Consider the following 15178-nt stretch of genomic DNA (forward strand, 5'->3'; position numbering starts at 1 on the left):
AGACTATCTTCCCCTTCCTGCGACTTTCGAAATCGCTTCCTTTGCAGAATCTGTTACACTCTTTGCAATATCAGAACCCTTCATTTCTTTTGTGGTTCCATCATGCTTTGTCACAGAATATGTTGCGTCGTCCTTAATAAAAACCTTGGCTGTTTTAGAATCCATTGACTCAATCATTACACCCTTTACAAGACCTTCTGATATTTCCATGCACATCACTTCTTCTCCATCCGGCATAAGCTTTGCTACAGGAACTGCAACTGTAGAATATAAGGTTTCCTCATAATCCGTTTTATCTGAGACACTTCTGTTATGAGCATTAACAAATTCCTTCGCTTCTTCGCTACTACACTCACTTGCTTCTTTTGGTGTCTCACCCTCAGAAGCCTTTCTAAAATTTGCTTCTACATACTCCTGATACTTCTTGAAACGTTCTTCTGACTGAACAACAGCAGTCTTTTGACCATTTTCAAGACCAGCCTCTTTAAGCATTGCCGGAATCTGTTTCTTCCACTGTTCTTTACTAAGACCATAATCAGAGAAAATCTTAATTTCAGAGCTTCCAGGCATACGCACCTTGTACTCCGAATAAATATGACCTGTATCGTCTTTTCTAAACTCACGCTTAATCATATGGATTTTCTCATCGCTGGTAGTCTGACTGTAAAATACCTCGCCACTTTCCGGCACATGATCTTCATCCCTTACAGGCCACATACAATCATACGGCGTATACTCTCGAACGATGCCACACACCTCTTCCTGTGCTAAAGCCTTCTCAGGATCTTTTTCAAAAAGACTTCCTTCTCCCTGCTTTAAGTACTCTGCAAAATCGATTTCATTTTCATGCTCCATCTTTTCCTTGGATTCCTTAAGTAAATCTGCATTTTCGCTCTTAGCATCAAGTAACATCGCAAGCTCCTTTTCTGCAGCTTCACGCTCAACATCACTGGTTGCATTAGCAATCTTTTCTTTTGCCATAACAATCTTTGCGTCAAGAACCTTGTCCTTATCCTCTTCCCCACTAATTCGTCTCTCCATAACTGCTTTAATCTGCTCTTTATGGATTCCTACATCCTGAGCAGGTACCGCTACAGGAATATAATCATCATTAGGGTTAAGGTCTGGCATGATGCAGTATCTGAGATTATATTTCTCACAATACAAATCAAAATCGGACTTCATAATCTTGGTTCCGTCCGATTCGATACGGATAACTTTTTCCTCAAACATTTCCTTTGGAAATTCCAAAATAGGAGGAACTCCTTTGGAAATCTCCTGCATCTTCTTCCAATCGCAGTTTCCCGGTTTATTCAAATACTTAGTATGATGACGATCTGTAAGTGCTTTAATAGCCTTTGCCATAAGGGCAATCATCGCCTTGCTTCCCTTAAAAAGATAGTAAACTCCCTTATATTCCATCTCTACTACCTGTGAAATTTCATCTGCCATAAATTCATCTCTCCTTTCTACTTGTTCGGTCTTGCGACCATAATGGCATTCTTTGTACGAAGCTTTTGATATACAACTCCGTTACTTTCATTCAATGCTTCTACTGCATAACCATTTCCGATATAAATTGCCACATGATAAATGCCCATATATCTTCCATTACTGCTACCACCGTAATAAATCAGATCTCCGGGCTTTAAATCCATCGTGTCTAATGTTTTACCTTTTTCATTTAAAACTCTTGCTCCTTCAGCTGCTGTCGGAGGATAGCCTGAACCATAGCTTATATCTGTACCCGCATCATTCCATGCGTAGTACGCTAGCGAACTACAATCATACGCAGAACCACTTGTTCTATTTGCCTGACTGTACGGATATCCCACCTTACTCAATGCATATCTAACAACCTTTTCTTGTGTTTCATCACAAGTAATTGAATCCACAATGTCATTAATCTCATCATCCGTCATATAGCTATTGATAAATACATCTGGCTCCGACGAGAAGAAAGATAAAAATCCGGTAATCGCATCACTAACTGCTTTTAAAGGCTGTAATACCGAAAAGATAAACATCACAATAATCATGACCACAGTTGCTATTACCATAAAAATAGCAAGATATGGTGCAACTATCGCTGCAAGCTTTGCCATAAGTGATTTCACCCAGCGCATAGGATTAATAAAATCCACAAAGGTCTTTAAAAGACCAGACACTCCATCTGCAAATGCATTACCTGTAGACTTATCATTTACAAGATCATTAGACATGTCTTTTTTCGCTCTGAGTAATGTAGCAACAGACGTCTTTGATGCTGCCTTTTTCTGCTCCTTCGCCTTTTCTTTCTTGGCCAAATCCTGCTTTTTATCAAGATCCTTTTTCTTAGCTTCCTTATCAAATTTTGAATCATCTGAAAATCTATCTTCGCTATCTCTGCTAAAGGTTTTCTCAGACACTTCCTCTTTTTCCTCAAAGCTCACCTTATCAGGCTTTGTATTACTAGATTCAAGCCTTGCATTTTCATCTGATAAAGAACGAGAATGAGAAACATCCACCTTTTCCTGATAGTAAGACGGATTACCAGAAACCTCACCTTCTGATGGATGGATTGATTTTTCCTTAAGTTCTTTCTTCTTGTCCTTAATCTCAGCTATTATCTGTTTCTGTTCACTAACAGATCTCTTGTTCTTCTCAGCTGAGAATCGAACTGCTTTTTCTGCCATCTCGTCTAACGAAGCTGAGGCAGCTTCATTACTGTCAGTAGTAAATCTTGCTGCCTCATCAACCACAAATCTTTTCATATCATCCGTGAAATTATTCTTAGACGAGAAAGCTACTTTGGATTCTTTAAACCCCATAGCTTCCACCTCCATCCGTATTAACAATGCGGTAAATTTCACTGTTTTTATCCATTCTCATATCAAATGGCACCGTTATGGATCCCATCTTAAGAAGCCCTGTTCCGGATGATGCATTATCCACAAAATTAAACATTGCCGGACTAATGCTCGGTAAAAACTGCATCAGCTTATTCTTATCAAGCGTAGACTGACTAAGCAGTGCAAAGTACTCTGTATTTGACAAAATCGCTTGGAGCTTACCGCCGTTATCATTGTTTAATAAATCCGACATGTTCTGGGTAATACCATTTAAGATACCAGACATTTTTCTGATTTCCTTCCAGAGTTTAAGGACAAAACTTGCTACCTGCTCTACCGCAAGGAGCTCATGGAACTCATCAATATAAAGATGTGTCCATCTGCCAAGCTTGGCATTTTCTTTAATCTTGCTTCTTACTGTTTCCATCATGATAAGCATAGCTGTTATTCGAAGGTTATCCTTTAAGCCAGATAAATCAAAGACAATAAAACGGTTACTCAAATCTACATTTGTTCTATGATTAAAAAGATTCAAAGAACCATTAACAAAGATTTCCATTGCAGCTGCCAAATGCGTTGCCAAATTGCTTCCTTCATCTAAAAGTCCCTGATATACATCCTGCAATGTTGGCGAATACGCTCTAATCTGCTCTTCATTGGACATATCAGTTTCTGCAGCAAGTGTTACTGCATCACTTCTCATATATCCCGGCACACTAAATTCTGATTCTTCCTCAGAGATACCATTAAGTCTTTTTCTCATGGAATAATTCTCTGAATATACCTTTTCAATTACGCTATCTACAATTCCCTGCTCTTCCGGCAACATATCCCTTTTCAAGCAACTGGATAACAGCGACAATATGAAATCCGCTTTGTCAGATATGATTTCTCTAAGCCTTCCATAATCAACACCTTCAAAATCAACATCCATAGGATTTACATATGCTTCCTTATTGCTGTCAAAGGAAATAACAGTTCCATCCACCTCATCCGCAAGATCGTTATATTCAAGCTGTGGTGCTATGATAATCAGCTGGTCTTCTTCAAAATTTGCAAAAGTACAAATAATCTCCGATTTTGCAAATACAGATTTTCCCGAGCCAGACTGACCAAGTATCAACCCATTATGGTTTTTAAGCTTCTTCTTGTCCGCAAAAATCACATTCTGAGACAGCTGATTTACTCCATAATAGATACCACCCTCATCATTTAACTCCTGCGTCTTATATGGCATAAGCATCGCAAGACAACTTGATGACAAATTCACCACTCTCTTAAATTCCTGAATTCCCAAAGGAAGAACTGAGTTAAGTCCTTCTCTCTGCTTTCCAAAACAGCTTTTTAACTTCACTGACTTAAGCGATGCAGCATTCATAAGCTTTTCCTCGATTCTTGATAGCTCATCCTGGCTTTCAGCTAGGATAAGTATCATCATCGTTGTATTAAAATAGTGATCATCATTGGTATCCAGTTCCTTCGAAAACTGATCTAACTTTTCCTTTTCGTTAAGTAGCTTCTGGCTGGCATCTGCAAGATAATCATTGTTGTTACGATTTCTCTGCTTCTCATTTTCAATCTTCATACCGACAGCCATATACTTTCTTCCAATCTCCTGCTTAAAACCAGAGATATCAAGAAGCTCGTTATTTACGGATATATAGCTTGTACAGTTCATCTTACTAAGAGCGGAAATAATATCACTCTCCAAGCTCTTAGGATATTCATGAATATAGAAAACCTTTCCGACCTGACCATTCATTACAAAATGCTCATTTTCAAAACGGATACTTGCCGGTGATAAGATATTTACCCAATCATGCTTCGCAGCCACTTCACTTTCAAAATCAAATTCATACTCTGAATCAATTCCTACATGAGTAAGATTGAATAAAAGCTGCATTCTCTCATTAATACCAACGGTTCTCATAACAGATCCCTGAATACCATTTACACCAATTCCAACAAAGGCGCTTCTTACAGCACTTTCAATAGAACCGAAGCTTCCCTTGGCATCCACCATATCCTCTGCTTTAATCGTAAGCGTCAAATATATGGTCTGATATAATCCCTGCTTTGCATCACTAACCTTATCCTTAATAATTTTGTTGTAGCTCTTTCTTAAGGAATCATATTCATCGTGTTTCATACGATATAGAATCTTCTCATGGAATTTCTTTTCATCCACATGCTCATTTGCTACAGAATAAGAAAATCGGCATGGTATGGTTTTAAGTACCTTAGAGAAGTTTATGATAATTGCTTTCTGCTCCTCATCGGTAACTCCGGCAAAGTTGATATCACTAAGCACATAAAGCTTGGAAAACTTTCTCTCCGGCAATTCAAAAATTCCTGATTCATCAATGCTAATAATGGAGAAAATATCCTGAACTGAAGTCATTTCCTTTACAAGTGGTTCATCTGGAACCTTTGTCTGTTCATACTTCGACTTAGGCATTTTCATCATCTTCACCTCCAAACATTGCCTCTAATACATTTACATTGACGTTTCTCATTACCTTGGCATCTTTTATCCCAAATCCAAGAAGACTGTGATACACAAGTCCTTGCATTCCATAAGCTGATGCTGGCATCAAGTCGTGCCCCTCAAGTATTGAAGAAACTGTCTGCTTTACAATCTTTCTTGCATCATCTGAATCACAGATAATAACAAGCATTACGGATCCATTCACATAATCGTCCGTATCTCCACCAGATAATCTCTGGTTATATTTCTTCTCAAGATTTCTGTTAAAATCGCTTTGCTCTTCTACAGATAATGCGTTCATATCAACCCCAAGAAATATTTCACATCCTAATTTTTTTAATTTGGTTACAAGTCCTGCCCTTGCTTTTGTTGGTAACGAAAGCGTAATAAAGCTTTCCCCATAATTTCTTCCAGAAATAAAAAAGGAAGTATTTTCTGTTACTTTCGCGAAGCATTCCTTCTCCCAATCCTTGTTGCCACGCACATATGATGCATATGAAAACCTGATATCAAGAAGGAAGTTTGCTGCGATTTCACTCATAATTTCATCCACAGATAACTGCTTCATATTGCAAATACATCTAAGAACGTCCTCATCCTTCTTAAAATCTTGTCTGACTTCCTCATAAATTTCTCCGGTTTCCATAAGGGAAATGTGGCAGGTTGCCCTGCCACTCATTTCGCTCATGTGCATGGTAATTCGCATTCTTCCGCTTAATTTGATGCTTGCTTTTGCCATCTGACATAAGGTGTCTTCCGTTGCCTCAAACACTCGAAGCCAGCGATTATTTTGAAGCCTTAAGGTTCCTTCTGGATCAAATGAAATGATTCCCAATGACTGATTTGTCTTCTTGCTCACTGGAATGAGCATTTTGTTAGCCTGTTCTATTTGGCGCTTTTTCTCTTTTGCAAGTCTTTTTTCTTCGCGGAGAATTGCTCTTTCACCTGCGTTCTTTCCCATGAGTCCTCCTTATGCGTGGTTAAACCACTGATTGATCAAAGTTGTAAGTTTGTTCTGAATGTTTGGAAGTAATGTGTCCTTACCAAAGATATAAAGAAGTCCTGCGATACCTGCTGCTACTGCGATAATGATGAACATTACGATAAGCTGGTCGCTTCCTTCTCTCTTTTCCATAAGACGGCACTTTGCTCCGATGATTGCAGAATCAATCTTGTTTCTAAGCTTTTTCATACGACTTTTTCTCCTTTCCTACGTATTTGCAGGCGACTTCTTTGAAGTTTTTAAGTTCATTTCTCATCGCTTACATTAAGTACTTGGAGCCTGAAAATCGTGATTACAGAAAAAACATAAAAAAATCTCCAAGAATTTTTACATTCCTGGAGACCTTTACCTCATAAGCATTGATTTTTCGCCACTTTCAAGGTTCATTATTATTTTTTAATCTTACAAATTTTGTTCTGTTTTCTTTTGGTACCATTCCGAACCACCCTAGCCCTCCTTGCCCGAACTCCCAGGAGGGGACTCTACAATTTGGGTCTTATTCATAAGTGCTTCTATCAATACTGGTATGGAACCAGCTAAGAAGACTATACTGACTAGTAAGCTTCTTCTTAACCCTGTTACCTGCAAAATCGGTAACAATAATCTCATAATAGCTCACTGTCTTTTCATCAGAAGTAATCTCGTAATACATATCAAAATATGAATGCGTATCAGATGCTGCAAATGTTTTCTGCGTCCTGTCCGTTCGAATTACCTCTCTGTTGCTGCCAGTTACTCTATAAAGTATCACACTCTTAACCCCAGAGCTTAAGTTTGCACCATTTGAACTACGACTAATTTCATCATCAATATGCTGCTCTATAATATTGTCCTGACAATACCCAGAAACAGTAACTCCATCCGGTTTTACAAAAGTAATCTCAGTACCATCAATACCCGGTGGCGTACAGTCATACTTTGTTGTCACGGTTTTAGTTGTCGTATGATTTACATTATCCGTAGCAACAATTGTCCATGTATGCTTTCCTTCATACTTCTTTTCTAACGTATAACTAGCACTTGCAATTCCCGATGCAACCGTTACTCCTGCATCATCCTTAATGACAATACTCTTAAGACCAGAACCATTATAAGTTGTTCCAGTTAAATAATCAGTTGACGATACACTGATTGTCGGTGCCACATTCGTCCAATCAGTTACTGTGTTTTCTACACCATAAATCACTGGGTTGCTATGATCCAAATATATCGTAGCTGATGTATGTGATGACGTGTTCCCTAAGGCATCTGTAAGTACAAGTTTATAGTAAAATACACCTTCTGAGGTTTCCGTATAAGTTCTTGATACATAACTTGTCGTATTTCCAAATGTCCAGCTAGCAACATTAGACCAAGTCCCTGTCACATAGGAATATCTTTGTAATACAGCTGATGCCAATCCAGACCACTGATCCCTTGCGGTAAAACTGACCGTTCCATTTCCCGCACTCCAATTATTTGGAACCGCTACAAGGCTACTGCACTCAGGTCCAGTTTTATCAAATCTCGTTGTGACAGTTTTACTACTAGTATGTCCTACATTATCCGTTGCTACAATAGTCCAAGTATAAGTTCCCTGGTAAGCATCACTAAGTGTATAACTGGCACTATTGACTCCTGACGCCATTACACTTCCTGATGAATTCTTTATTACAAGAGTTTTTAGGCCTGACCCATTGTATGTTGTGCCTGACAAATAATCTGTTGCAGTTACACTAATAACAGGTGCTGTCTTCGTCCAACTAGTTACCGTATTTTCTGTTCCATGAATTACAGGGTTGCTATGATCAAGATAGATATAATTTGATGTCTTAGTAGTAGTATTTCCAGCCTTATCTTTTATTGTAATCTTATAATAAAATACACCTTCTGAGGTTTCCGTATAACTTCCACTTTGGGCATCAGTCGTGCCATTATAGCTCCAGGTCTTTATATCAGACCATGACTTGCTGACATCCGAATAGCGTTGTAATTTCACTGATGCCAAGCCGGTTCCTTGATCTCTTGCCGTAAAGCTTACCGTACCATTTCCTGCGCTCCAGTAATTAGGAACTGCTGTAAAAGAACTGCAATTTGGAGCTATATCATCCTTCCAGTTCGCATACATGGTAACAGTTCCACCATCCTGATCATGAGTATAGGAACCACTTGGATAATAAGTGCCACCAATACTCGCTGTCCAATACTGAAAACTATATCCTGTTCTTGTTGGCTTTTTTGATGACAACGTCAAAGTAACATTTTCTATTTTAGTCTGATTCCCTGGGGAACCAGTTCCACCATTTGCATTATATGCAACTGTATGTTTCTTAGGCTCTGGTCTAATCTTCGTTGCAGATATATACGTTAAGTATCCACCACTATATTTCCATACCCCATTACCCTTATCATAATAACCAAGGTCATTCAATTTTGACTTTACCTCTGCTACCGTAAAGTTATATCCGCCTTGAGAAATCATACTAGAGATAGCACCATCAAGGGAACTTCCCAGTTGAGGATACTGTGTATACAAGGTGATATTATCCGAAGGACTTGTATACGTATGAGTTGTCGAATTTCCAAATGATTTTAAAGGATATTTTGTATCAACTCGAAGCTGTATCGAATCACTCCCCGCATCATACAAATATGAAAATGTGTATACATTACTTCCGCCTGATCCATCGCCTTCTCCTGTTCCTCCAGCTCCAATATCATCTGCATATGCAACTGTGCTTACAGACAGGAGCAGTGCCAAACTGCACACTGCCCCTGCTATAATTTTCATAAACTTATTCATCATACCACCTCCCATTTATTGGCAGATATCTGAAGATAAATGCTTTTCTCGATAATCTGATCTCCTTCACGATATTTGATTACAGCTACAAAAAATTCCGGAATCTCCATGTTTCCTTCCTTAATGGTCTGAAAATATGCCTTTTTCTCAATAACGTCTTTACTCTCATAATCAGGTAAAAGTTTCTCGATAATGTGGCTATCATCGTTAATAATATAATTATTTTGACCGGTTAATTTTGTTCTGTCTTCGTCCAAAAAAACATCATTTACATTTACAGCAAAACCTTCAATATCTATCAAAGTTTCATAGATACCAACCGCATTAAGACCCTGATAAGAAAATCCAAAGCCATCACTAAAGCTTACCTGCTTAATCAATTCATCATCATACTCCTTGGCAGAAACTGCTTCTGTAAAATCTTCTGTGTCATCACTTCTCTTAACTAAATCAACATTAGACACTACATACACTTCATAATTTGTACTATAATTACCATCAGCTTCTTCCACTGAAGTTCTAATAACTTTTTCCACAAGAACATTAGATGCTTCATTTAAGTTTTTTTCATAATTAGCAAATACCTTCTCCGGAGTATCCTTAATTTCCTCTCGATATACGAGATCATCAATGATTACATCATCTGGCCCACTAACCTCTGTCTTCTTCTTATTATCATACGAAGTTGCCATAAGAATGGCGGTTATAAATACGATTGCAATTGCTATCATCATAATTACTATCTTTCCTTTCTTCATCTAAACCATCTCCTTTTCTTCTTTGCAAAATATGTCCTGACCATTGTTTCTAAAGCCAAGACGTTTAATACATCCACTCTTACTCTGGTAATCATAAAGAGCTTGTCCTATGTTACTTCCTGCATAAAGGGCTTCATCTACCACTTCTCTGTCCTTATTCAGTATCTGAATCACAATCTGCATCACACCCTGATTGACACCCATTGGCATCATAGGCATACCGTACATCCGCGGCATCTGAGCAAATTGTGTCAAGTGATACATATCCATTGTCTGCAACGGAAGTACTTCTGCTTCACTATTTTTTTCTACAGGAAAATCCTCCGTGCATTCAGGCAGATTGAACTCAGAGATTTTCCTTTTTAGTTCTGCTAAATCAGCCCTCGCATCTTCATCACAAATATGATTGTCCATAATAAGATTAAGGTCATCGATATAATTTCCATGCTTCTCCTTTACTATATTGGCGATAATTGTCTCTTCATCATCCACACATTTCAGGTCATATCCATCCATGTAGGACATATAGCAATCTGCCAATATTAATGCTTTGTAATAGTCTTCCTTCTGCTTCTTCTCTAACTCGAACATACGTAAAATCAGCTTGTTGTAATATCTCTTAAATTCCAGATACTCCTGCACGGTAAGCGTTACACCTATATGTTTCTTGAAGCATCCAGAAACAAAATTGAAATACATCTTCAAAGCTTCCTTTTCAGATTCATTAAAAACAGAAAGCTCATATTCCTCAGACAATAGATTCTCTGTCATAAACTGTAAAAACTCTTCATTCGCTTTCGTCAGCTCAATCAGAGATGCATCCTCATTGTCATAGGTGGTTTTACTAATGTTTCTCGTGAGCCCAAAATAATAATTATTTCTCCGCTTTAAAATGCTGTATGCCGGAATATCTTTACACTCAAATCTTTCCGTGAATGTGAGGCTCCTATCATAAAAAGGTATTTCCTCACATCTTGTTTCCGACTGTTCCTTCTCAACTTCTTTAAGTTGTTCATCAATAATCTGCTTGTCCTTAGCGTCATGAATCTTTTTTGTAATGACACTAAGCGGATTGCTCCTCGTCAATTTATGCGAATTATTGACACTTTCCTTTGGTTGCTTTTTTTCACTAGTTCCTGCTGACTCTGCTTCATCTTCTTCAACAGGCATACGTTCAAATCTGCTTTCTAATGAATCAATTTCAATCTTCAAAGCATCCAACAATGCCTTATGCTTTTCCAGGGTAAGTTCTATTTTTTCCTTCTGATAATCACTAGCCATCATTGCATTAACCTCAGAAAGATGAATAATATTTTCAATCTTTGTGTACTGAACCTTGAGCTCCTTGAACAATAATCTGTGGCTCTTCTTATCAAAATTTACCTGTTTCTGCTCAACAAGAAGTCTGATTTTGACATATGCAATTGCAGCCACACGTATTCTATGAAGAGTACAACCTCCTTTTTCTGTAAAAAGCTCATTGAATGCACAAAGCTCCATACAAAGATCACTTTTTTCCATACGCCTTTGAAGAATCAAAAGCGTATCACTATCCTTCATGCGAAATTCTTCTCCCGGCAGAATATTCATAACCTCTGCCATCTGTGGGAGTAGTTTTTCTATAAGCTGTATTTCATCCATTACATTACCCTCCAAATAAACCCTTTCATTAAAAGAACACACATAATAAGTGCAATTCCTGGCACAACTGCCACCTCACGTTTCAGTTTTATATCTTCTTTTTTGATTCCGGCCTCAATTCGACTGATACCAATTGACACACCAAGACCTGCACATAGATACAAGCATTCAGTTATTGCAGCTACATATCCGTTTGTCATCAGACCAGACGCAAGACATATATTTCCAAAAAGCAAAAACATATCGCTATCTCCAGCTCCCCAGATTTTAAATTTGTTCAAAATCAGATATACAATCAAATTTATAAGCCAAAATATGCTTATAAAATCTGCACTGTATTCACTCGCAAACAGCAAATAAAAACTCCACGCAATATGCAACACCATCGCCGGAAACACATATATCATTCGTTCCTTTATATCCATAACCGATGCCACAATCAAATAAGCAATGGTAACTATTGCTAGCACCGCAAAAATCACTACATTCATAACTGTTCCTTTCTATAAACCTGTGCGAATTTTAATTTACGATTAGTTCCATCCCATCCATCAATCTCAACAATCTCATCTATGGAAAAATGGCTCATGTGAATTAATACAAATGGCATACAGGTAAGCATCTCTTCCAATGTTTCCATAGGATAATCCGACACATACCTTGCACATTGCGCCAGTCTCGTTACAGAACTTCTTGCATCATTGGAATGAATTGTTCCAAAAAATCTTGCACCGGTACTCATGGCTGTAGTAAACACATGAAGTGCTTCTCCGCCTTTAATCTCCCCGATAATGAAATTATCAATATCCTGCAAAAGTCCTAACCTAAGCTCATCCTCCAGAGTGAAATCTGTAACCACATCATTTTTTCTGACAGTCATGGTATGCTCAAACTGAATCTGAGGGTGAACATTGCTGTAAAGCTCGTCTGATTCCTGAGAAACAAGAATGGATTGATTGAACGGAATCCAGTCAACCATATTGTTAAGCAATGTGGATTTTCCTGAACCACCTCGTCCTGAAATCAGAAAACCATATCCTGCATTAATTCTGTCAGCCAGATACTCCATCATTTCATCATCCAGCATTCCATTTTCCTTAAGATAATCCCAAGTCAGCTTTTCCTTTGGCATTTTACGAATATGAATGTTATTCTTCTCCGTAGAAGTAATACAGGAATGCTGCACATCGATTCTAAGATAAAATGCATCTACACCTTTTCTATCAGTACAATGCCCAAGCGCAAATTCCTCTGCTCGTCCTAGCCTGTGAATTCTATGGATTCTCTCATACCAAGATCTATAGTCATCCTCGCTAAAAAAACTAACATCGGTCACATATCTTTCACCATTAGCCTTTACTACAACGTGGTCAAACCCTAGCACCTTAATATCCGAAACATCCTTAGCGATAATTAACGGTGTCAGTACATAATAACCAAATACACACTGCTGAAACATTTCTAGCAATTGCCTCTTTACCTCAGGACCTGCTCTTTCAAAATTGAATTCAATAAATTCCTTAGCACGATTCATGAGCATAATAAAATCCTGCTCAGTACCGGTAATACACTTCGTTACTAAAGCAGGATTCAAATCACATACGTTTGCCTTCAGCTTTAGAAACATATCAGTAAGCTCATCTTTTCGGAATAAAGAATCAACATTATAAATGTTGGACTTCAAAACCGGAGCCCCTAATGCCTTTTTCTTGTAATCTAATTTCTGCATTCTTTTCTCGCCTCCTACAATGTACTTGGAGCCTGAAAATCGTGATTACAGAATTAAAGAGCATTTTTTCTGATATTTTTTCTGTGCGTCTGGCACTCCCTTAAATCATATTCAGTTGATAATTCAAACAAGGCATCATTAAAAGCCTTTGCATCAAGGTATTTTGAAGATATTTCTTTTACTACTTTTTCATCATTTGTAAGAACCGTCACTGTAGTTGTTACTGTATTTTTCCCATCAATTACATCAGGGGTTGTAACAACTCGGACAATAATATCCTCTACATCCTTAGCGGTAATATATTTCATATCACTTGCAAAGATTCCATATTCTCTCGCTTCACGCTTTGCTTCGCTATGACCAACCGCCTTAAAGAAAGATAAACCTCTCTCGTCAACCTCAAACTTCTTATTATCTAAATAATTCTTGATAATCTTATATTGGTCATTTAGCTCAGTATCCTGCGCTTTTGCGTAAATTAACTGTGCCTTTTGATCAGCAATATAATCTGCTACTTCCTCTACACTTTTTCCATAAATATTCATCAGCCTATCAGACAGCTCCTGATATCTTTTGAAGTCTTCAATGTACTCAGTCCTTCCATAAGCATCATATAAATATGCCCGAATCATATACTTTTTCATTTCCTCGTAAATAGAAATAATAGGCTTATATGCTTTTAAGTTTTCACGGATTTCTTTTCTTTCTTCTGATAAATTTTTTCTTCTACTTATGATATCTGAAAGAGCAAGCTCCGCATTATCTACACCTCTTGAATAATAATGGACCAGCTCATAAACATAACCTATCTCATTTAGTTGCTTACTCATTCTTTGAATCTGCCAGTTATCATTCCTTGTTTCTTCCCACGGATTTCTACCAAGACGAAGCATACGCACAGCTTCTTTCTTCTCGTCCTGATTCATATCCGAATAGTTTTTCATTTTACTTGGAGTAAATAACAACATCTCTTTTTCAGAAATATAATGGGCTTCCTCAGATATAGACTTCCATACCAATGGATCCATTTTCGTAGATAATCTTTGACATATACCTTCTATCGTATAATTCTTACCAAGCTGTCCTGTTCGCATTGCCCTTTGCATTCCATCCATCTGTAGTGACAGATTCTTACCTACATTAACCGTAAGACCATCCGCTCTAAGATATGCAATAAAAGCAGCAAAATCATCTGTCTGCTCAATGGCATTATCTATAAGCCCTCTAAGAATCATCTTTCTTTGTGGAAGCGGAATATCCTCTAGCCTCTTCTTCCTATTCCACTTTTCATTAGGAGTAAATCCATATTTCTCTGCCAATTCATTAACCGCTGGTTCCAATACCTTACTCATAAAATCATTGTCCATATGAATTTTCTTTCCATACAGCCCTACAGTATTCAAAATAAAATGAATATGAAGATTCTCTGTATTGGTATGAACCGCGTACACCACCTGGTTATCCGGAAATACTTTCTGCATCAGCTCATCAAGTAATAACATCAGCTTCCCTGCATTTTTCGGATCAGACTCTGTAACATCAAGTGAAATAACACCATGAGTTGCAACTCGCCCATCTAACTTTCCATAAAACTCCTTAATCTGCATCATCTCTTCTGTCGCATTTTTAATGTCTGTAATATGTCTTGCTCCAACATATAGACCATCCACCGTTTTAATATCATTCATCACATAAGTAAGCTCATTTCCCATTTGAAATTGAGATGAGTCTGCTATCCTGATGCAAACCTTTTCCGGGTTTTCAATATAATCAATAGAACTTTGAATTTGTGACGCTCCTGACCTTGTACTGCTACTTGCTTTAACATTCCAAATTTTAATTACTATACCTTCTGCCATGTCGCCCCCTTTCTTTTTCCCCATATACAACAGCAGCCGCCCATTACTGGACGGCTACCTGATAGAGGAAAATACATATGACAAATC

Annotated in this window: 11 protein-coding genes; all 11 read right to left on the reverse strand. The window is 37.8% G+C overall.

Annotated elements, in window-relative coordinates; all coding sequences use genetic code 11:
* Nucleotides 1-3 precede the first annotated feature (3 nt).
* Nucleotides 4-1452, reverse strand: coding sequence for a hypothetical protein (locus FYJ58_RS10620; RefSeq protein WP_154519702.1), 1449 nt, complete (start codon nucleotides 1450-1452; stop codon nucleotides 4-6).
* Between the two features lie 17 nt (nucleotides 1453-1469).
* Nucleotides 1470-2810: a C40 family peptidase gene (locus FYJ58_RS10625; RefSeq protein WP_205839235.1), complete on the reverse strand. Its 1341-nt coding sequence runs from the start codon at nucleotides 2808-2810 to the stop codon at nucleotides 1470-1472.
* Nucleotides 2800-5298 (reverse strand): VirB4-like conjugal transfer ATPase, CD1110 family, encoded by a 2499-nt coding sequence (locus FYJ58_RS10630; RefSeq protein WP_154519704.1) that lies wholly within the window; start codon nucleotides 5296-5298, stop codon nucleotides 2800-2802. Before FYJ58_RS10630 ends, FYJ58_RS10625 begins: the two co-directional genes overlap by 11 nt.
* A complete protein-coding gene (locus tag FYJ58_RS10635; RefSeq protein ID WP_154519705.1) occupies nucleotides 5282-6280 on the reverse strand; it encodes a hypothetical protein in 999 nt (332 codons plus the stop codon). The genes FYJ58_RS10630 and FYJ58_RS10635 overlap by 17 nt, the downstream gene beginning before the upstream one ends.
* Before the next feature lie 9 nt (nucleotides 6281-6289).
* Nucleotides 6290-6511 (reverse strand): hypothetical protein, encoded by a 222-nt coding sequence (locus tag FYJ58_RS10640; RefSeq protein WP_154519706.1) that lies wholly within the window; start codon nucleotides 6509-6511, stop codon nucleotides 6290-6292.
* Nucleotides 6512-6818: 307 nt separating this feature from the next.
* Entirely contained in the window at nucleotides 6819-9107 is a 2289-nt protein-coding gene (locus FYJ58_RS10645; protein ID WP_205839236.1) for an InlB B-repeat-containing protein, read from the reverse strand.
* Nucleotides 9104-9862 carry a hypothetical protein gene (locus FYJ58_RS10650; protein WP_154519708.1) on the reverse strand — a complete coding sequence of 253 codons (759 nt, stop codon included), beginning with the start codon at nucleotides 9860-9862 and terminating at the stop codon, nucleotides 9104-9106. The genes FYJ58_RS10645 and FYJ58_RS10650 overlap by 4 nt, the downstream gene beginning before the upstream one ends.
* Nucleotides 9863-11503, reverse strand: a complete 1641-nt coding sequence (locus FYJ58_RS10655) for a hypothetical protein (protein WP_154519709.1) — start codon at nucleotides 11501-11503, stop codon at nucleotides 9863-9865.
* Nucleotides 11503-11994, reverse strand: a complete 492-nt coding sequence (locus FYJ58_RS10660) for a hypothetical protein (RefSeq protein WP_154519710.1) — start codon at nucleotides 11992-11994, stop codon at nucleotides 11503-11505. Before FYJ58_RS10660 ends, FYJ58_RS10655 begins: the two co-directional genes overlap by 1 nt.
* Nucleotides 11991-13232: an ATPase, T2SS/T4P/T4SS family gene (locus tag FYJ58_RS10665; protein ID WP_154519711.1), complete on the reverse strand. Its 1242-nt coding sequence runs from the start codon at nucleotides 13230-13232 to the stop codon at nucleotides 11991-11993. Before FYJ58_RS10665 ends, FYJ58_RS10660 begins: the two co-directional genes overlap by 4 nt.
* 53 nt (nucleotides 13233-13285) lie before the next feature.
* Nucleotides 13286-15091, reverse strand: a complete 1806-nt coding sequence (locus FYJ58_RS10670) for a relaxase/mobilization nuclease domain-containing protein (protein WP_205839237.1) — start codon at nucleotides 15089-15091, stop codon at nucleotides 13286-13288.
* Nucleotides 15092-15178 lie beyond the last annotated feature (87 nt).

It is taken from the genome of Velocimicrobium porci (genome assembly GCF_009696045.1).
Lineage (GTDB): Bacteria > Bacillota > Clostridia > Lachnospirales > Lachnospiraceae > Velocimicrobium > Velocimicrobium porci.